The 20654-nt window shown below is 49.9% G+C and carries 17 protein-coding genes and 1 pseudogene; 11 read left to right on the top strand and 7 right to left on the bottom strand.

From position 1 onward, the window contains the following. Window positions 1-129 precede the first annotated feature (129 nt). From glmS to DRI82_RS07190, 7 genes and pseudogenes are all read left to right on the top strand, one after another. On the top strand, window positions 130-1959 hold the full coding sequence (glmS, locus tag DRI82_RS07160) for a glutamine--fructose-6-phosphate transaminase (isomerizing) (RefSeq protein WP_114192824.1): 1830 nt from the start codon (window positions 130-132) through the stop codon (window positions 1957-1959). A 172-nt stretch (window positions 1960-2131) separates the two neighbouring features. Then, window positions 2132-3172, top strand: coding sequence for a phosphate ABC transporter substrate-binding protein PstS (gene pstS, locus DRI82_RS07165; RefSeq protein WP_114192825.1), 1041 nt, complete (start codon window positions 2132-2134; stop codon window positions 3170-3172). Between the two features lie 106 nt (window positions 3173-3278). Beyond that, window positions 3279-4235, top strand: a complete 957-nt coding sequence (pstC, locus tag DRI82_RS07170; protein WP_114192826.1) for a phosphate ABC transporter permease PstC — start codon at window positions 3279-3281, stop codon at window positions 4233-4235. 1 nt (window position 4236) lies between these two features. Next, on the top strand, window positions 4237-5124 hold the full coding sequence (pstA, locus tag DRI82_RS07175; protein ID WP_114192827.1) for a phosphate ABC transporter permease PstA: 888 nt from the start codon (window positions 4237-4239) through the stop codon (window positions 5122-5124). 90 nt (window positions 5125-5214) lie between these two features. Continuing rightward, on the top strand, window positions 5215-5991 hold the full coding sequence (pstB, locus tag DRI82_RS07180; RefSeq protein ID WP_114192828.1) for a phosphate ABC transporter ATP-binding protein PstB: 777 nt from the start codon (window positions 5215-5217) through the stop codon (window positions 5989-5991). Between the two features lie 22 nt (window positions 5992-6013). Continuing rightward, window positions 6014-6754, top strand: a complete 741-nt coding sequence (gene phoU / locus DRI82_RS07185) for a phosphate signaling complex protein PhoU (protein WP_114192829.1) — start codon at window positions 6014-6016, stop codon at window positions 6752-6754. Between the two features lie 211 nt (window positions 6755-6965). Beyond that, a pseudogene (locus tag DRI82_RS07190) lies at window positions 6966-7769 on the top strand (sugar phosphate isomerase/epimerase family protein); the annotation flags it as partial. 60 nt (window positions 7770-7829) lie between these two features. Here DRI82_RS07190 and yieH read toward each other — a convergent pair. Continuing rightward, on the bottom strand, window positions 7830-8510 hold the full coding sequence (gene yieH / locus DRI82_RS07195; RefSeq protein WP_114192831.1) for a 6-phosphogluconate phosphatase: 681 nt from the start codon (window positions 8508-8510) through the stop codon (window positions 7830-7832). A 201-nt stretch (window positions 8511-8711) separates the two neighbouring features. Between yieH and DRI82_RS07200 the strand changes: the two genes are divergently transcribed. Further along, entirely contained in the window at window positions 8712-10043 is a 1332-nt protein-coding gene (locus DRI82_RS07200) for an NCS2 family permease (protein ID WP_114192832.1), read from the top strand. 103 nt (window positions 10044-10146) lie between these two features. On the opposite strand, the gene DRI82_RS07205 is transcribed toward DRI82_RS07200, so the two are convergent. Further along, window positions 10147-10872, bottom strand: a complete 726-nt coding sequence (locus DRI82_RS07205; RefSeq protein ID WP_114192833.1) for a 4'-phosphopantetheinyl transferase family protein — start codon at window positions 10870-10872, stop codon at window positions 10147-10149. 356 nt (window positions 10873-11228) lie between these two features. Here DRI82_RS07205 and DRI82_RS07210 point away from each other — a divergent pair, with 356 nt between their 5' ends. Together DRI82_RS07210 and DRI82_RS07220 are read left to right on the top strand one after the other, a co-directional pair. Beyond that, the gene (locus tag DRI82_RS07210) at window positions 11229-13124 is read left to right on the top strand and encodes a methyl-accepting chemotaxis protein (protein WP_170138684.1); all 1896 of its coding nucleotides are present in this window, start codon (window positions 11229-11231) and stop codon (window positions 13122-13124) included. A gap of 594 nt (window positions 13125-13718) precedes the next feature. Then, a complete protein-coding gene (locus DRI82_RS07220; RefSeq protein WP_114192836.1) occupies window positions 13719-14624 on the top strand; it encodes a helix-turn-helix transcriptional regulator in 906 nt (301 codons plus the stop codon). A 128-nt stretch (window positions 14625-14752) separates the two neighbouring features. Here DRI82_RS07220 and mnmE read toward each other — a convergent pair whose 3' ends face one another. The 5 genes from mnmE to rpmH all read right to left on the bottom strand — a co-directional run bounded on the left by mnmE (window position 14753) and on the right by rpmH (window position 18607). Next, window positions 14753-16117 carry a tRNA uridine-5-carboxymethylaminomethyl(34) synthesis GTPase MnmE gene (gene mnmE / locus DRI82_RS07225; RefSeq protein WP_114192837.1) on the bottom strand — a complete coding sequence of 455 codons (1365 nt, stop codon included), beginning with the start codon at window positions 16115-16117 and terminating at the stop codon, window positions 14753-14755. Window positions 16118-16224: 107 nt separating this feature from the next. Continuing rightward, window positions 16225-17865, bottom strand: a complete 1641-nt coding sequence (yidC, locus tag DRI82_RS07230) for a membrane protein insertase YidC (RefSeq protein WP_114192838.1) — start codon at window positions 17863-17865, stop codon at window positions 16225-16227. Between the two features lie 2 nt (window positions 17866-17867). Beyond that, entirely contained in the window at window positions 17868-18125 is a 258-nt protein-coding gene (yidD, locus tag DRI82_RS07235) for a membrane protein insertion efficiency factor YidD (protein WP_114192839.1), read from the bottom strand. Next, window positions 18089-18448 carry a ribonuclease P protein component gene (gene rnpA / locus DRI82_RS07240; protein ID WP_114192840.1) on the bottom strand — a complete coding sequence of 120 codons (360 nt, stop codon included), beginning with the start codon at window positions 18446-18448 and terminating at the stop codon, window positions 18089-18091. The genes yidD and rnpA overlap by 37 nt, the downstream gene beginning before the upstream one ends. A gap of 18 nt (window positions 18449-18466) precedes the next feature. Continuing rightward, window positions 18467-18607: a 50S ribosomal protein L34 gene (gene rpmH, locus DRI82_RS07245; RefSeq protein WP_004093983.1), complete on the bottom strand. Its 141-nt coding sequence runs from the start codon at window positions 18605-18607 to the stop codon at window positions 18467-18469. 655 nt (window positions 18608-19262) lie between these two features. Here rpmH and dnaA point away from each other — a divergent pair. Next, the gene (gene dnaA / locus DRI82_RS07260; protein ID WP_114192842.1) at window positions 19263-20654 is read left to right on the top strand and encodes a chromosomal replication initiator protein DnaA; all 1392 of its coding nucleotides are present in this window, start codon (window positions 19263-19265) and stop codon (window positions 20652-20654) included.

The following is a 20654-nucleotide window of genomic DNA, read 5'->3' on the forward strand; positions in this document are numbered from 1 at the left end:
CAGGGTGCACAGCAAAACATAATAATCCCCAACTCTACAGGCTCGGGGAACCCGGAAAAAACCGGATACAGTCAGGTCAAGGGCATCGAAAAAGGTCTGTTAACAGACTTTCTATAGGAATAACAACTGATGTGTGGAATTGTTGGCGCAGTAGCGCAACGTGATATCGCAGAGATCTTGCTGGAAGGTTTACGCCGTCTGGAATATCGCGGTTATGACTCAGCCGGTCTGGCCGTGGTAGATAATGAAGGGCACCTGGCGCGCTTGCGTCGCGTGGGAAAAGTGCAAAAACTGGCGGAAGCACTGGATGAGCAACCGTTGCATGGTGGCACGGGGATCGCCCATACCCGTTGGGCTACGCATGGCGAACCCTCCGAAAGCAATGCTCACCCACATGTATCTGATTACATTGTCGTGGTGCACAACGGCATTATCGAAAACCACGAACCTTTGCGCGAACTGTTGATTGAGCGTGGGTACTCTTTCAGCTCCGAAACCGATACGGAAGTGATCGCGCATCTGGTGCATTGGGAGCAATGCCAGGGCGGTTCCCTGCTGGATGTCGTGAAGCGGGTGATTCCACAACTTCGCGGTGCCTATGGCACGGTAGTGATGGACAGTCGTGACCCAAGCACGCTGGTGGCCGCACGCTCAGGCAGTCCGTTGGTTATTGGCCGCGGCGTAGGGGAGAATTTCATTGCCTCTGACCAATTGGCGCTTTTGCCGGTAACCCGTCGCTTTATCTTCCTGGAAGAAGGTGATGTGGTTGAAGTGACCCGTCGGACCGTAAAGATTTTCGATAAGCAAGGCAATGCCATCGAACGTCCGGAAATCGAATCCAAGGTGCAGTATGACGCAGGTGACAAAGGTGCCTATCGCCATTACATGCAAAAAGAGATTTACGAACAACCGATGGCGATCAAGAACACTCTTGAAGGGCGTTTCAGCCATGGTCAAATCAACCTGAGTGAACTTGGCCCGAATTCCGATGAACTGCTTACCAAGGTTCAGCACGTACAAATTATCGCGTGCGGTACGTCGTATCATTCAGGCATGGTTGCTCGCTATTGGTTTGAATCTCTGGCGGGTGTGCCTTGTGACGTTGAGATTGCCTCTGAATTTCGCTATCGCAAATCCGCAGTCCGTCCAGGAAGTCTGTTGATTACGCTCTCGCAGTCGGGTGAAACGGCCGATACGTTGGCAGCACTGCGTCTGTCCAAGGAGCTGGGTTATCTCGGTTCTTTGGCGGTGTGCAACGTCGCGGGTTCTTCGCTGGTTCGCGAATCTGATTTGGCGCTGATGACCAAGGCGGGCACTGAAATTGGTGTGGCGTCGACCAAGGCCTTTACAACCCAATTGACCGTGCTGTTGATGCTGGTGGCGCGCGTGGGTCGTTTGAAGGGTATGGGTGAGCATGTTGAACAAGAAATTGTCCATGCCCTGCAGGCGCTGCCTGCACGCATTGAACAAATGCTGTCACTGGATAAAACCATCGAAGCGCTGGCTGAAGGTTTCTCCGACAAGCATCATGCACTGTTCCTCGGACGTGGCGATCAGTATCCCATCGCGATGGAAGGGGCGTTGAAGCTGAAAGAGATCTCCTATATCCATGCTGAGGCATACGCGGCCGGAGAGCTGAAACACGGCCCGCTGGCCCTGATTGATGCGGATATGCCGGTTATTGTTGTTGCGCCCAACAACGAGCTGCTGGAGAAGCTTAAATCCAACATTGAAGAAGTTCGTGCCCGCGGTGGTCTACTGTATGTTTTTGCCGATCAGGATGCCGGGTTCAGCGACAGTGACGGGATGAAGATCATCCAACTGCCGCATGTTGAAGAAATTGTTGCCCCTATTTTCTACACCGTTCCGCTGCAACTTCTCTCTTACCACGTCGCCTTGATTAAAGGCACGGATGTTGACCAGCCGCGTAATCTGGCGAAATCTGTAACAGTCGAGTAAACCCTTGAAGCCCCCGCCTGGGGGCTTTTCTCCTGCCTGAAAATCATCGTCATAAAACTGTCACATTACCAACATATTACTGTCACCAAACTGTCCTATTTTCCCTTCTGAAGCATTACACATTCTGATAACAACGGCTAAAGCCGAGATATCGATACCCCCAGGAGGGATTATGAAACTGATGCGTACCACCGTCGCCAGTATTGTCGTAGCGACTTTTTCTCTGACCGCCGTGTCCGCGTTCGCTGCTGCCAGCCTGACGGGTGCAGGTGCGACATTTCCTGCGCCGGTGTATGCCAAGTGGGCAGATTCTTATCAGAAAGAAACGGGCAACAAGGTCAACTATCAGGGCATTGGCTCGTCCGGTGGCGTGAAGCAAATCATTGCTAATACCGTTGATTTTGGTGCGTCTGATGCACCTTTGTCTGATGACAAACTGGCAACGGATGGATTGTTCCAGTTCCCGACAGTTATCGGTGGGGTGGTTTTGGCGGTCAATTTACCGGGGATTAAATCCGGCCAGTTGACGCTGGACGGTAAAACTCTGGGCGATATCTATCTGGGTAATATCAAAAAGTGGAATGACCCGGCGATCACCAAGCTGAATCCTGGCGTCGCTCTTCCTGATCAAAACATTGCTGTTGTGCGTCGTGCTGACGGCTCCGGCACCTCTTTCGTATTCACCAGCTATCTGGCAAAAGTTAACGACCAGTGGAAGGATAAAGTTGGCGCAGGTTCAACAGTAAACTGGCCGACCGGCTTGGGTGGCAAAGGTAACGACGGCATCGCCGCTTTCGTTCAGCGTCTGCCTGGCTCCATTGGTTATGTTGAATACGCCTACGCAAAACAGAACAATCTGGCTTACACCAAACTGGTTTCAGCAGATGGCAATCCAGTCAGCCCAACTGAAGAAGCATTCAGCGCTGCGGCGAAAGGTGTCGACTGGAGCAAAACATTTGCACAGGATTTGACCAATCAGAAAGGCAACGACGCGTGGCCAATCACTTCTACAACTTTCATTCTGGTGCATAAAGAGCAGAAAAATCCGACTCAGGGCACTGAAGTTCTTAAGTTCTTTGACTGGGCTTACAAAAACGGGGCTAAACAAGCCAGCGATTTGGATTACGCCTCCCTGCCTGCCGAAGTGGTTGAGCAAGTGCGTGCTGCCTGGAAAACCCAGGTTAAAGATAGCAGCGGTAAAGCTCTGTTCTAAACTGTATTAAGAGGTTGGGTTGTGGTTTCTGACGAGACGTCAGGCCAGCTCACAGTAAGTGTTCTTCCCTCCCGTTACCGGGAGGGAACAAAAAGAAGAGAGTCGTATGGCTGAGTATAAGCCGACTATCAAAGCCCCTGGGAAACACGGTGACATCATCTTCAGTGCACTGGTAAAACTGGCTGCGCTGATTACCCTATTTCTACTGGGTGGCATTATCATCTCGCTGATCATTGCCTCCTGGCCGAGTATTAAGACATTTGGTTTTGCCTTCCTGTGGACGAAGGAGTGGGATGCTCCCGCGCAAAAATTTGGCGCACTGGTACCGATTTACGGCACCGTAGTGACTTCACTGATTGCCTTGATCATTGCTGTCCCTGTCAGTTTCGGTATTGCGCTGTTTCTGACGGAGCTGGCACCCAATTGGCTGAAACGCCCATTGGGCGTGGCCATTGAACTGCTGGCGGCTATTCCCAGTATTGTCTATGGCATGTGGGGTCTGTTTGTTTTCGCACCACTGTTTGCGACGTACTTCCAGCAACCTGTCGGCGATCTGCTGTCGGGAATGCCGATCATTGGCGCGCTGTTTTCGGGGCCGGCATTTGGTATTGGTATTCTGGCTGCTGGCGTGATCCTGGCCATTATGATTATTCCCTACATTGCGGCCGTTATGCGTGATGTTTTCGAGCAAACGCCGGTAATGATGAAAGAGTCGGCGTATGGCATCGGATGTACGACCTGGGAAGTGATTTGGCGCATTGTTTTGCCCTTCACCAAAAACGGCGTGATTGGTGGCGTGATGCTTGGTTTGGGACGTGCACTGGGTGAAACCATGGCGGTTACGTTCATTATCGGCAACACCTATCAACTGGACAACATCTCTCTGTTCATGCCCGGCAACAGCATCACCTCGGCACTGGCGAATGAGTTCGCTGAAGCTGAAACTGGCCTGCATACCGCAGCGCTGATGCAACTGGGCCTGATACTGTTCGTTATTACCTTTATCGTTCTGGCGCTGTCGAAGTTGATGATTATGCGTCTGGCTAAAAATGAGGGGCGCTAACGTGGCTACGATGGATTTGCAAAACAACTCGGCGCTACAGGAAACCCGTCGTAAGCGGCAGGCCTGGCGTCGGCAGAAAAACCGTATTGCGCTGTTCCTGTCGATGGCTACCATGGCTTTCGGTCTGTTCTGGCTGGTGTGGATCCTGTTCTCGACGGTAGTAAAAGGCGTCGACGGGATGTCCCTGGCATTATTTACCGAGATGACGCCACCGCCGAATACCGCGGGTGGTGGTTTGGCGAATGCCATTGCCGGTAGCGGCTTACTGATCTTCTGGGCAACTGTTATTGGCACGCCGCTGGGTATTATGGCGGGGATTTACCTGGCGGAATATGGCCGTAAATCTTGGCTGGCAGAGGTTATTCGCTTTATCAATGACATTTTGCTATCGGCACCATCGATTGTAGTGGGTCTGTTCGTTTATACCGTCGTGGTCATGAAGATGGAGCACTTTTCCGGTTGGGCTGGCGTGATTGCGCTGGCGTTACTGCAAGTACCTATCGTTATCCGTACCACGGAAAATATGCTGAGGCTGGTTCCCGACAGTCTGCGTGAAGCCGCGTACGCGTTGGGTACGCCGAAGTGGAAGATGATTTCAGCCATCACGTTAAAAGCGTCGGTCTCTGGGATTATTACCGGTGTGCTGTTGGCTATTGCACGTATCGCGGGTGAAACGGCACCGCTGTTGTTTACGTCGCTCTCCAATCAGTTCTGGAGTACCGATTTGATGCAGCCGATCGCCAACCTCCCGGTCACCATATTTAAATTTGCCATGAGCCCTTTTGCCGAATGGCAACAACTGGCTTGGGCCGGCGTTTTGCTGATTACCCTGTGTGTGCTGATTCTGAACATTACTGCGCGGGTTATTTTCGCCAAGAAAAAATACTGATTAGTCATCAATATTTGTCCATCAGGCAAAGGGATGACGTGTATAGCACAGCGTTGCTGCGGCAGCGCCGGATAAAAGAGAGAAGTCTTCATGAGTAGGGTAACTGAGGCATCCACCAGCAAAATCCAGGTCCATGATCTGAACTTTTACTATGGCAAATTCCATGCGTTGAAAAATATCTCCCTCGATATTGCCAAGAATAAAGTTACGGCGTTTATCGGTCCTTCAGGTTGCGGGAAATCAACACTGCTGCGCACCTTCAACAAGATGTATCAGCTCTATCCTGATCAGTATGCGGAAGGTGACATCCTGTTGGATGGCAATAATATTCTTACCGATAAACAGGATATCGCCCTGCTGCGCGCCAAGGTCGGGATGGTTTTCCAGAAGCCGACACCGTTTCCTATGTCGATTTATGACAATATTGCGTTCGGTGTGCGTCTGTTTGAAAAATTGTCCCGTGCAGATATGGACGAACGCGTACAGTGGGCCTTGACCAAAGCCGCGTTGTGGAATGAGTCCAAGGATAAGCTGCATCAGAGCGGCTACAGCCTGTCGGGCGGCCAGCAACAACGTCTGTGTATCGCGCGGGGAATCGCTATCCGTCCCGATGTTTTGTTGTTGGATGAGCCTTGTTCAGCGCTGGATCCCATCTCTACCGGCAAGATAGAAGAGCTGATCACCGAATTGAAAGAAGATTACACCGTAGTGATTGTCACTCATAACATGCAGCAGGCTGCGCGTTGTTCAGACCACACGGCATTTATGTATCTGGGCGAACTAATTGAGTTCAGTGATACTGACACTCTGTTCACCGCGCCAGCGAAGAAACAGACTGAAGATTACATTACTGGCCGCTACGGTTGATGTAGGCTAAATGGGAAATATCATGGATAACCTGAATCTTAACAAACACATATCTGGTCAGTTCAACGCAGAGCTTGAGCACATCCGTACCCAGGTCTTAACCATGGGCGGGCTGGTGGAACAACAACTGACTGATGCCATTACCGCGATGCACAATCAGGACGGTGAACTGGCAAAGCGTGTTGTCGAGGGTGATAGCAAGGTCAATATGATGGAGGTGGCGATCGATGAGGCCTGCGTGCGCATCATCGCCAAACGTCAGCCCACCGCCAGCGATTTGCGGTTGGTGATGGCGATCATCAAAACGATCTCTGAACTGGAACGTATCGGTGACGTCGCGGATAAAATATGCCGTACCGCGCTGGAGAAGTTCTCCCATCAGCATCAGCCGCTGCTGGTCAGTCTGGAGTCACTTGGCCGCCATACGGTGCAGATGCTGCATGACGTGCTGGATGCTTTTGCCCGGATGGATTTGGACGAGGCTATCCGTATCTATCGTGAAGATAAAAAGGTCGATCAGGAATATGAGGGCATTGTGCGTCAATTGATGACGTACATGATGGAAGATCCCCGCACCATTCCCAGCGTCCTGACTGCCCTGTTCTGCGCCCGTTCGATCGAACGCATCGGCGATCGCTGCCAGAACATTTGTGAATTTATTTTCTATTTCGTCAAAGGCCAGGATTTCCGCCATATCGGTGGCGATGCACTGGATAAACTCCTGGCGGGAGAGAAAAAAGACAGCGATCAGGTTGCTGAATAATCACCTCTCTTTCTGCGAATCCACTGTCTGATTTGTCCATCGGAGAGATCAGGCAGTCATAAATCACACCACCAGCAATCTGTTTATTCACCACGAAAATATTTTTATTTATCGAAAAAAAACAAAAATTTATCAGAAAAGCACCTTTGCTCATTAGCGAGCCTTTTTGTTCTGTTCGATAATTAAGAGAGTCAAAAAGGGGGGTAAACAAATGCAACGTTCTATTGCTACAGTCTCTGTTTCCGGCACATTACCTGAAAAGTTGCATGCTATTGCCGCCGCTGGATTTGATGCGGTAGAAATTTTCGATCAGGATTTGTACGACTACCATGGGACACCGATCGAAATACGCAAGATGGCGCAAAATCTCGGGCTGAAGATAGCCCTGTTCCAACCTTGTCGCAATGTGGAAGGTGAATCACGCGATCAGTGGAAACACAATCTGGAACGCGTGCGCCGGAAATTTGAAATTATGCATCAGCTCGGCTGTGATCGTATGTTGCTGTGCAGTAATGCATCCGCTGAATGTTCGGCTGATATCAATATACAAATCGCTGATTTATCGCAGGTCGCGCAACTGGCGCAAGAGCATGGAATTACGGTGGGCTACGAGGCGTTATCGTGGGGGACGCATGTCAATCACTACCGTCAGGCCTGGGATCGGGTTCGTGTTGTGAATAGCCCGTCAATGGGAATTGTGCTCGACAGCTTTCATATTCTGGCGCGTGGCGATCAGGTCGACCAACTGGTAGACATTCCTCTGGAAAAAATCATTTTTGTGCAATTGGCGGATGCGCCACGACTCAATATGGATTTCCAGCAGTGGAGCCGGCGTTTTCGCTGTTTTCCCGGCCATGGCGCGCTACCCATCGTAGAGTTTGCGCAGCGGATAGCTGAAAAAGGTTACTCAGGGTCGTGGTCGCTGGAGGTTTTCAACCACGAATTTGATCGCATGCAGCCACTTCCGGTAGCAAAAAATGGCTTCCGTTCGCTGCAATATATCGAACAGAAAATAACCCAGAGCAATGCCTTAAGTTAAGAGCCTATTGGAATAGGCTCTGGCCATTGCGCATGATCAGTCGATGATACTGAAACCTTTTTCACGCCATAGCGCGGGGAGTTGGCGCATATCATGGAACGTGGTGACCAAAGGATGGTCAATCGGGGAATTATGCGGATCTGCGCAGTAGTAAAAAACCTGAATTCCTGCAGCAATTCCGGCGTAGGTGCCGGAAAAGGAGTCCTCAACCAAAATACAGCGCTCAATTGGCACCTGCATTTTTTCTGCGGCGTGATAAAGCATTGCCGGATCGGGTTTCCATTTCTTTACGTCATATCCACTGAATAGGCGCAGACCCTTTTCACCGTCATCAAATAACGGCAACATTTTTGTCAGGCCCAGTGAGTGCTGCATTTTGCTGACCGGTCCATTGGACACCACACAGATTGGCACTGTAATTTGCTGCAGAAGTTCGGTTGCACCCTCAATCGCGACCAGTTCGCTGTCGAACAGGCGTGCAACTTCCTTGCGGAACACCGCTTCCATTTCCGCAACGGGTTGATTGAGACCATACTCTTTGCTGACAATCTCGATAATTTCGTAGAGTTTGACACCCTTGAATTCTTTGATCATTCTTTCTAAAGCAAGATTGATGTCGTAGTGGGCAAACATATGCACGTAGGCTTTACAACACAGGACTTCACTGTCGACCAGCGTTCCGTCACAATCAAAAAATACGCATTCAATCCGGGGCATAAACTCTCCTTTTGGCATTCTTTAGCCGTAAAAAACTCTACGCATCAGTCTACCGTGCCAAATAAATTATGCGACCTATACCTGTTCAAATGAGCTGGCATAGCGATTCAGTGAGAAAAAAACGCAGGAGTGTCATCAAAAACCCGGCTATTTGTTATAGGATAGCGACCAACTGTTACTCCCCTCTTTGGAATTCAGATAATGAGCAAACCACAAACCAGCCTTGATGCTGGCAGCACGCTTGAGCGCGTATTCAAGCTCAGGCAACACGGCACAACGGCACGTACAGAAGTGATTGCCGGGCTGACCACCTTTCTCACCATGGTCTATATCGTCTTCGTTAACCCGCAGATTTTAGGTGTAGCGGGGATGGACACGCAGGCGGTATTCGTTACTACCTGTCTGATTGCGGCGTTTGGCAGTATTTTTATGGGTCTGCTGGCTAACCTGCCGGTGGCTCTGGCACCTGCAATGGGTCTGAACGCTTTCTTCGCATTTGTGGTTGTCGGTGCGATGGGTATTTCATGGCAGATCGGCATGGGTGCTATTTTCTGGGGCGCAATCGGTTTCCTTTTGCTGACCATTTTTCGTATCCGGTATTGGATGATTGCGAATATCCCAGTCAGTCTGCGCGTCGGGATCACCAGCGGTATTGGTTTATTCATTGGCATGATGGGGCTGAAAAATGCGGGAATCATCGTGCCAAACCCGGAAACCATCGTCACTATCGGTAATCTGACGTCACATTCGGTATTGTTGGGCGCATTGGGCTTTTTCATTATTGCCGTGCTGGCGTCGCGTAATATTCATGCGGCTGTTTTGGTCTCTATTGTGGTGACCACGTTGATCGGTTGGGCATTGGGTGATGTTCATTACGGGGGCATATTCTCTATGCCACCTAACGTCATGACTGTCGTCGGTCAGGTTGATCTTGCCGGGTCACTGAATATCGGTTTGGCGGGGGTGATCTTCTCGTTCATGCTGGTAAATCTGTTTGACTCATCAGGTACCTTGATTGGCGTAACGGATAAAGCCGGTCTGACGGACGAAAACGGTAAATTCCCGCGCATGAAGCAGGCACTGTATGTCGACAGCATTAGCTCAGTCGCCGGGGCGTTTATTGGTACGTCATCAGTAACCGCCTATATCGAAAGTTCCTCTGGCGTCTCTGTGGGAGGCCGTACCGGTCTGACCGCCGTTGTGGTAGGGATTCTGTTCCTGTTGGTCATCTTCATTTCGCCATTGGCCGGAATGGTACCCAGCTATGCGGCGGCAGGTGCGCTGATTTATGTCGGCGTGTTGATGACGTCGAGCCTGTCTCGCGTGAAGTGGGACGATCTGACCGAAGCCGTACCTGCATTTATCACCGCAGTCATGATGCCGTTCAGTTTTTCAATTACCGAAGGCATCGCACTCGGCTTTATTTCTTACTGCATCATGAAACTCGGCACCGGGCGCTGGAAAGAAATCAGCCCGTGCGTGATTGTTGTTGCCGTACTGTTCATCCTGAAAATCGCGTTCGTCGATCATTAGCAAATAAAATAGCCGGTCATTTGGCCGGCTATATCACCGTCACGAACATTCCCCTTCAATTCCTGCGTTACCTATGGAAAACCACGGTTCTTCACATTGCTGACTATTTGGTGGGGGGCAGGCTGGTAAACTTCATATAACGGTTTGACGAAGATTGTTGTTGTATCGAGAGATCTTGCGTGCGCGTAAAACCCTGTTCAGGATGATAGTTCCAGAGTACCAATCGGGCGAGGGTTGGAGTATGCGCACACCCCCAGGCGATCAGATTGTCTGTATCACTCATCACCTGAACATCTTGTGTAATGGTGGATCGCAAGCGCCCGGAAGCCGGGTGCAACCGCAACGTATCCAACCCGTTTGTTCCCAAGCCAGCCAACTTCAACACACTCTGGCGAATACACCAAAGTTGTGTCGCCGCTTCCAACGGATCGATTTGCGCATCAATCCATGCGCGTTCCGCCGGGGTGAGAAATTGATTCTGCTTCTCCGTGATCTGCCCACTTCTCGCGCGGATAACTTCAATATCCAGACCGACTTTCCCTTCACTGCTCAACACGACGGCAATGGTATTGCCTGCGTAAGCCAGACTGAAATCGGGAAGGTTGCTTTCCGCAAAACAGGGGCGGCCATTAGGGGCTGTGATAATTTTAGGTAATGTATTCATTCCGTAAAGATAAAACATCATTTCACCAAGCAAAGCCCGGCTATGCAGAAATCGCTGTCGACGTTTGGGGGAAAAAGCGAGGGTTGATGAGACGAGATCGGCTGATAAGCGTCGAGTATCCGGTTCGTTTTCGCTTATGGCCCATCTGGAAAAATGGCACGCCATTGGTCACTCCATGATAATGGTTCGTACAGTTATTGACTGACATCACTTAGGATAACACTTCAATTATTCATAAAAAATGAATGATTTCTAATGTATATTTCCTAAAACCGTGAGATCGCGTTCTTCCGTAGCATAAAGTCCTTTCCCGGACTTATCGGTGCAATAAGTGATGTGCTTATCATTCCTGACATTTATTCACTTGGGCTGGATGCTGATTCTCTGGCGCATCCTTCGTCCAGCAAGTCTTACCCGCATTTTTTGTTGGTAAGCATTTACATCTCACCATCAAGAAAAGTCAAATTTTGCCGTTAATAACAGGGCAGCTATTTGGCTTATTGTCAGTGAGTGATGTGAAAATGTTTAAAACGACGCAGGCTCGATTCACCCTTCTTATCAGTGTATTTTTCATCGTTTTGCTGATCATTACTTTAATTGTCATTCAACTCTTTGTATCGCCTAAACTTAAGCGTTCTGAGAGCGCCATCATTGGTAACAACGTCGACAATATTGCCGTGGTTATTGGTGACAGAATGCATCGTGTCGAAGCACAAGCACGTACCATGACTCAGTCCGTTACCCTGATGGACAGCAGTTCTATCGATTTGCTGCTTCCGACACTGGTGGATCAGTATGGTGATGGGAATATCTTTGGTGGCGGTATTTGGCCGTTACCTTACAAACGCGACGCGGTCCGCGAAAAAGCCAGCACCTTTTTTGCCCGTAATGACGCCAACGTCCTTACGTTGAATACCCACTGGAATGAGCCAGCCTCACAAAAATATTATGAGCAACCGTGGTTTACGGACGGACTCTCTGCCCCCAAAGGCTACTGTGCCTGGGCAAAGGCGTATCAGGATGACGCCAGCCCCCAGCCTCGAACCAACTGTGCGATGGCGATCTACAAAGGGGATGAACTTTGGGGTGTCTCAACTATTGATGTGACGCTTGGCTTTTTTAATCATCTGGTTAAGCAGATGGAAAAGCAGGTTAACGCCTCTATTCTTATCGTTGAGCAAGACGGCAAAATTGTCGGTACCAGCAACGATACCGACAACATGAAAAAACTCTCTGATTTGGCGGGCCAGTCGCCAATGGCCAGCCAATTGCTATTGATGTTGAGTCAGATAAAGGACCAGCCTACCATTGAAAGTGAATACGATTCTAATGGCACATCACATACGCTTTTCTTGCGCCGAATAGAGGGCAGCCCGTGGTTTATCGCAACGGATATGCCGACCAATCTGCTGGTTAAACAAAGCAACAGTATCCTGTTGAGTCTGGGTATGGTGCAGATCCCCATTTTACTCATTCTGCTTGGTTTCATGATTTTCTCCATTCGCGTATTCATGCGACGCTTGGCCACACTACGTGACAACATCAGCGCATTGTCCGCGGGAGGTGCTGATTTAACCCAGCGTTTACCTCAGAGTAATAGCCCGGAATTTGATCATGTAAACCGCAGCTTCAATGATTTCCTCGATCACTTGCAGACCATTATGAAACAGGTGGGTGACAGCAGCCTGGCGATTGCTTCTGCATCGCGGCAGATTGCCAGTGGTAATCAGGATCTCTCTGCCCGCACCGAAGATCAGGCCAGTTCCATTGAAGAAACGGCGGCGTCGATGGAGCAGTTAACCAGCACAGTAAAACAGAATGCAGCCAATGCGGGTCATGCCAACCAACTGGCACGCGATGCTTCTTCGGTGGCGGAGAAAGGCAGTCATGTTGTGCAGCAGGTCGTTAAGACAATGGGATCGATCAATCATTCGTCGAAGAAAATTGTCGACATTATCAGCGTGATTGACGGCATCGCCTTTCAAACCAATATCCTGGCCCTGAATGCGGCTGTAGAAGCGGCACGTGCCGGAGAGCAGGGGCGGGGATTTGCGGTGGTGGCTTCTGAAGTGCGCAACCTGGCACAACGTTCAGCAACCTCGGCTCGTGAAATCAAGAAATTGATTGAGGACTCTGTGAGCGATATCGGTATCGGTACAAATCTGGTGGCCGATGCGGGATCGACGATGGATGAGTTGATGACTGGGGTATCCAATGTTGCCACGTTAATGAATGAGATCATGTCTTCAAGTCAGGAACAGAGTCTGGGGATTGAACAGGTGAATCAGGCTATCAATCAGCTCGATAACGCCACGCAGCAAAATGCTGCGCTGGTGGAAGAAGTGGCTGCTGCCGCACAAGCAATGCAGGAACAAACCCAGCAACTTGAAAACGTCGTCGCGGGCTTCAAAATCTAACGAACGCTCGTTTCCAATGAGCAGACCCGGACGTCTTGCGATGTCCGGTTTTTTTATCTGTTCATCCACGACGTATTTCATGTGAGAAGACGTTACCCAGAGACTGGAGTAACTATTATTTTGTAAATAAGGCGCCACGCCTTTCTAAAATTATTCTTTATAAGAACCGGGATTGCAGCCAAGTATAATCTTTTTCTGATCTTTACTGTGTGCAACCATCGAACTGAGCCGAATGGCGCTGAGTAAAGGGAGAACAATTACTTTGGTATTCTCCTGTGTTTTTAATCCCTTTTTATATTTTATGGGATTTAAATCTACTCTCTATCATCATCTTTATTAGCGATATTGCCGACTGCTCATCATTATCAATTCTCAGCAGCCGAAAAATCTTATATGCGACGCATTCAACCATCTGTCTTGCGGTCAGTAAACGAAGAAAAAAAACTTTGTTTAGCAGATTTTCAACTTTACCGGTGCGATGTTTCCCGTGCCAGGAACAGAGAACTTCTTCTCTGGCTGCTTGCATTGCCTGTTCTGTGATCGGGCTGGATTGTAACAAAACCCGATGCTTTGCATAATTCATAGAGGATAAAAATGATCCCGCTGGACGTCGAGGGGGGCGCGATGGAGAGGCATGTTTTTTCAGAACCAGAGATAAATTTTTCTTATAAAAAAATCAGTGATCCGTTAACAACACGGTATGATGCGCACCTGCATGAAAATAATTATGAGATATATTATCTGCTTGCTGGTGATCTGTACTATCTGGTTGATGGGGAACGTTACCGCTTGCAGGCCGGGGATCTGTTGGTAATAGACATGGACAGCATCCATCGCCCCAATTTCAACTCAGGGGTGCCGTATGAACGGGTCGCTATTCATTTCAATCCTAAATGGGTGCGTTTGTATAACGTTGAAGGGTATGATTTGACGTGTTGTTTGAATCGAGAAAATATTCGACACCATCGTTTTTTAACGGGCGGTGAGTTACAGCGAGAGGGGATCCCTTTCCTGATGCAGGAAATGATTCGTTTACGTGTGGATAATAGTACTTTCAGCCAGGTAATGTTACGAACGTTATTTATTCAACTTCTTCTGCGATTGAATGTCTTGATTCAGGATAAAACTCAGAACGACGAAGAGTCAACAAGACTGACGGAACAAAATAATAAAATGGCAGAGGTAATTTTCTGGCTTAATCAACATTATCAGAAAAAAATCACCCTTGATGAATTGAGTCAGACTTTCTTTATTGATAAATACCATCTTTGCCATCAATTCAAACAGAATACGGGTTTTACCCTGTTTGAATATTTGACCTATAAGCGAATTTTACTAGCAAAAACGCTGCTGCTTTCAGGTGTCAGCAGCAGTGAGGTCAGCAATCAAACGGGTTTTGGCGATTACTCCAGCTTCTATCGTTCATTCCGTAAAATCGTGGGGATATCGCCGAAAACATTTACCTCGGATGCGCAAAAACAGCATCGTCTGCGTTCATAGTTTATCAAGGCAGGGTCGATCCTTGATGCTGAAACTGCACCGTAAAACGATCGCCATTTTGCCCGGTCATCAAAATTAAAACCCGCCATAAGCGGGTTTTAATGAAAGTGAGTGCTTACCAGTAAACTTTACTTCCCTATACAGAAGCTGGAAAAAATCCGTCCCAATAAGTCATCCGAAGTGAATTCACCGGTAATTTCGCTCAGGGCCAACTGTGCGAGACGCAATTCTTCCGCCAGTAACTCGCCAGCCCAGGCACCAAGAAGTTGATCTTTACCCTGCTCAAGATGTTGTGCTGCCAATTCAAGAGCTTGCAAATGGCGACGGCGGGCCAGAAAACCCCCCTCCATATTGTTATTGAAGCCCATGCTCTCTTTCAAATGCTCTCGCAGCAGATCTACACCTTCACCTGTGCGGGCTGACAGTCGGATAAGTGAGTGACCATTCACTTTCTCGAAACCCAGCTCCTCGCCCGTGATGTCGGCTTTATTACGCACAACGGTGATAGGCAGGCTCTGCGGCAGGCGCGCCATAAACTCCGGCCAGATATCTTCTGGCCCGGTGGCATTTGTTGTGGTGCCATCAACCATAAACAGAACGGTATCTGCCTGTTCGATCTCATTCCATGCACGTTCGATACCGATACGCTCAACTTCGTCACTGGCTTCACGCAATCCCGCGGTATCAATGATATGCAGTGGCATGCCATCAATATGGATATGCTCGCGCAATACGTCACGAGTGGTACCTGCGATGTCCGTCACTATCGCCGCGTCCCGACCCGCCAGCGCGTTAAGCAGGCTCGATTTACCGGCATTTGGCCGCCCGGCGATAACGACTTTCATGCCTTCACGCAGCAGGCTGCCTTGTCGCGCTTCTGCCTTGACTGCATCCAGATCGGCCATCACTTGATTCAGTTGCCCTTCGATTTTGCCATCTGAAAGAAAATCAATTTCTTCCTCAGGGAAGTCGATTGCAGCCTCAACGTAGATTCGCAAGTGAGTGAGTGCTTCCACCAAATGGTGGATACGGGCGGAAAACACGCCTTGTAGTGAGTTAACCGCAGAACGGGCAGCCTGCTCTGAACTGGCATCGATCAGATCGGCAATCGCTTCCGCCTGAGCCAAATCCAGTTTGTCGTTGAGAAAAGCACGCTCAGAGAATTCACCCGGACGGGCAATACGGACAGTTGAAAGCGCCAGAATCCGTTTTAACAGCAAATCGAGAATAACCGGGCCACCGTGCCCTTGCAGTTCCAGCACATCTTCGCCGGTGAAGGAATTAGGGCCAGGGAACCACAGCGCAATCCCTTGATCAAGCGTACTGCCATCCGCATCGCGAAACGGCAGATAGTCGGCATAGCGCGCCTTGGGAAGCTTACCGAGTACGTGCTGGGCCACTTCACGGGCAGCCTGGCCGGAGATGCGTAAAATGCCGACTCCGCCGCGTCCCGGGGGCGTGGCTTGGGCAACGATGGTATCGGAAGTGTTCATAAAACTCTCTTATCTGTGGGAACTCTTTTGTTCGTTAAAACGCTAAAAAATAAGGCGGTCATATGACCGCCTTATTTAATTTGCATCACAGCGTCTACCGTCGCGAATTATTTCTTTTTATCACGACTGTGCAGGCCACGTTTTTCCAGGCCGCGGTAAATCAACTGCTGCTGGATAATGGTCACCAGGTTACTGACGATATAGTACAGCACGAGACCGGACGGGAACCACAGGAAGAACACGGTGAAGATCACTGGCATAAAGGTCATGATCTTCTGCTGCATTGGGTCGGTGACAGTGGTCGGCGACATCTTCTGGATGAAGAACATCGTGATACCCATCAGAACCGGCAGAATGTAGAACGGGTCTTGCGCTGACAGGTCATGAATCCACCAAATAAATGGCGCATGACGCAATTCAACCGAGCCCATCAACATGTAATACAGCGCCAGGAAGATAGGCATCTGGATAACCAGTGGCAGACAGCCTCCCAGCGGGTTGACCTTCTCTGCCTTGTACAGCGCCATCATTTCCTGACTCATGCGCTGTTTGTCATCGCCAATACGCTCACGCATGGCCGCCAGTTTCGGCTGCAACATACGCATCTTCGCCATCGAGGTGTACTGCGCTTTAGTCAGCGGGTACATGATGCCGCGCACGATGAAGGTAATTACGATGATGGAGAAGCCCCAGTTACCGACAAAGCTGTGGATGAATTTCAACAGTTTGAACAGTGGTTGGGAGATGAACCATAACCAGCCGTAATCTACGGTCAGATCAAGATGCGGTGCAATGGTGGCCATCTTGTCCTGAATTTCAGGACCCACCCACAACGTTGCAGCAACCTGCTGTTGTGTGCCTGGCTCAACGATAAACGGTGCACCTTTAAAACCAATCGCGGCCAGACCATTTCCCAGATTGCTGGAGAAGAAGGTATTGGTATCTTTGGCCGACGGGATCCAGGCAGTAGCAAAATATTGTTGCAACATCGCTACCCAGCCACCACGTGTGGTGATAGTCAGGTCGCCATCTTTGATGTCACTGAAGCTATATTTTTTGTACTTCGTTTCATCAGAAGAGAATGCCGCACCACGATAAGTGTGCAGGGCAAAGTTATTGCTGCCGGTATCACGGTGCTTAGGCAAATCGATGCTTTGCTTCAACTGACCGAACAGGGTCAATTCCAGCGGGGCAGCGGTGGTGTTGTTGATGTTGTAATCCACACCCACAGCGTAACCACCACGTTTCAGCACGAAAGTCTTGGTAAAGACAGCGCCGTTTTCTGCGGTATAAGTCAAAGGAATACGCAATTCGTCCTGACCCTCAGCCAGCACAAAGCTGTCCTGGGAAGTCTGGAACAGCGGGCGGGTTCCGTTGTTTGGATTGTCTGGACCGTTTTTACCTGTCAGACCACTTTGCGCCTGATAGATAAATTCAGGGGTCGTTTCAAGTAATTGGAACGGCGTATCTGAACCCAATGAATCAGGGTGGTTCAAAAGCAGAGCCTGCTCAATATCACCACCACGGGTGTTGATGGTCAGCGACAGCACGTCAGTTTTTACTGTAATCAGTTTACCCTGGCCACTGGCTGGCACCGCCTGGCTGGAAGCATCACCGGGAGCTGTGTTCGCAGTCTGTTGCGTGGTCTGATTGGCCGGAAGCGGAGCGTGGTCCGTTTGCCAGGCCTGCCAGATCATGAAAGACACAAACAGCAGAGCGATGAGAAGAAGATTGCGTTGCGAATCCATCGTTAGTGTTCTCTGTTATCGTCGGTTTTCGGCGGCACGGGGTCATCGCCACCTGGGTTCAAAGGGTGGCATTTTAATACGCGTTTCAATGTCAACCAACTGCCTTTTATCATGCCAAACCGGCCCAATGCCTCAATTCCGTAATGAGAGCAGGTGGGCCGGAAGCGACAATGCGGCCCTAGTAACGGACTGATAACAAGCTGATAACCGCGTATCAGCGCAATCAGGACGCGGGAGCCTGGCGACAGTGGCGGCGCCATAGTTTTTCCAAAGCTTCATTCAGAGCCCGATTATCGAGCTCGGCAATCCCTTTCTTGGCAACTACCACAAAATCCATAGACGGCAGCGTGTGCTGATGTAGCCGGAAGCTTTCGCGGGTTAGGCGTTTGATCCGATTACGTTCATGGGCGCGTTTGACATGTTTTTTAGCGACGGTTAGACCGATGCGGGGATGCCCCAGCGTGTTCAGGCGGCCGAGGATGGTGATTTGCGGCGTGCCAGCCCGTTGTGGCTGCTGGAAGACGAAAGTGAAATGACGGGGAGTTAACAAACGTAACTCCCTGGGAAAAGCTAGCTTAACCACTAACAGGGTTAGCTTTTATTACTTGGAAACAGTCAGACGAGTACGGCCTTTCGCACGACGGCGGGCCAGAACTTGACGACCATTTTTGGTGGCCATACGAGCACGGAAACCGTGGCTACGGTTGCGCTTCAATACGGACGGTTGGAAAGTGCGTTTCATAGCGATTTCTACCTAAACTTAAATTATTACTGATCAGTAAACGCGTTTGGCTATCCGGCGTGAAAACGACCGACGCCTCAATCGCAACATATAAAGAAGCGGGATTGTAATAATTGTACAGTCCTGAGTCAATTCACATTACCAAAGCCTGCCAGATTGTTTACCAAGATGGCCCGTGGTTACCGAATAATCCCGTCAGGTCAGACCATCTGGAACACAGGCATCACACGTAGGGCTGAGGATTATACGGACTCTCACTTAAATCGCAAGGATCGCGGGAAGATCCTGCGATCCCGCCATGAGATCGCAGAGTGTTACCGGGCATATCGCTTCAGCAGAATCCGATTTTCCACTGCGGTGTACGATTTTACAGCAATTCGGCCACGATAGCGTAAACTTACTCTCTCGCCGGTTTTAGCCTGTGGATAAAAAGGATCTAATCTGTGAGGAAGGGGAGGATCTCTGGCGCGGATTGGGTTATGATCCGCCATTCCGATCATGATCCCCAAGGTGGGATCGTGAAGGATATAAACCGCCAAAATCGGTTCGCACGCCACCCTCTGGCTCATTGAAGCAAGGCGTGTGTCAAAAATCATGAATGTAAAACGTATTCTGATCCTTTTCTTTTGTTGATCTTGTTCGAGTGGAGTCCGCCGTGTCACTTTCGCTTTGGCAGCAGTGTCTTGCCCGATTGCAGGATGAGTTACCTGCCACAGAATTTAGTATGTGGATACGCCCCCTACAGGCGGAACTGAGTGACAATACCCTGGCGCTCTATGCCCCAAACCGTTTCGTGCTGGATTGGGTACGCGATAAGTACTTAAACAACATCAATGGGCTGCTGAACGACTTTTGTGGTTCGGACGTCCCTTTGCTGCGTTTTGAAGTGGGCAGCAAACCCATGACCCATGCCGTGACAGAAACCGTCGTTGCCAACAATGTCAGTACCCGCACTGCGCCAGTCATTCGTGCCGCGCCGTCGCGCCCAAGCTGGGACAGCTCTGCCGCGCAGCCTGAATTGTCGTACCGTTCCAATGTGAACCCCAAACATAATTTCGATAACTTCGTTGAAGGTAAATCCAACCAGTTGGCGCGTGCAGCGGCGCGGCAGGTGGCGGATAACCCTGGCGGAGCTTACAACCCATTATTTCTCTATGGCGGAACGGGGTTGGGTAAAACCCACCTGCTGCACGCCGTGGGAAATGGCATCATCGCCCGCAAAGCCAACGCCAAAGTGGTTTACATGCACTCTGAGCGGTTTGTGCAGGACATGGTGAAAGCGCTCCAGAACAATGCGATTGAAGAGTTCAAACGCTATTACCGTTCTGTGGATGCGTTGCTCATCGATGACATCCAGTTTTTTGCGAACAAAGAGCGCTCGCAGGAAGAATTTTTCCATACCTTCAATGCGTTACTTGAAGGCAACCAGCAAATTATCCTGACGTCGGATCGCTATCCAAAAGAGATTAACGGCGTTGAAGATCGCTTGAAATCACGCTTTGGCTGGGGTTTGACGGTGGCGATTGAACCGCCGGAACTGGAAACGCGCGTCGCAATTCTGATGAAGAAAGCCGATGAAAACGACATTCGCCTGCCGGGTGAAGTGGCGTTTTTTATTGCTAAACGCTTGCGTTCCAACGTACGTGAGCTGGAAGGCGCATTGAATCGTGTTATTGCCAATGCGAACTTTACGGGGCGGGCGATTACGATCGATTTCGTCCGGGAAGCGCTGCGCGATTTGCTGGCCTTGCAAGAGAAGTTGGTCACTATCGATAATATTCAGAAAACGGTGGCCGAGTATTATAAAATCAAAGTCGCTGACCTGCTCTCGAAACGGCGTTCCCGTTCAGTTGCCCGCCCTCGCCAAATGGCGATGGCGCTGGCGAAAGAGCTAACCAACCACAGCCTGCCAGAAATCGGCGATGCGTTTGGTGGTCGCGACCATACAACGGTGTTGCACGCCTGCCGCAAGATTGAGCAGTTGCGTGAGGAAAGTCACGACATCAAAGAAGATTTCTCCAATTTAATCAGAACATTATCCTCCTAG

The sequence above is a fragment of the Edaphovirga cremea genome, from assembly GCF_003332275.1.
In the GTDB taxonomy this organism is placed as follows: domain Bacteria; phylum Pseudomonadota; class Gammaproteobacteria; order Enterobacterales; family Enterobacteriaceae; genus Edaphovirga; species Edaphovirga cremea.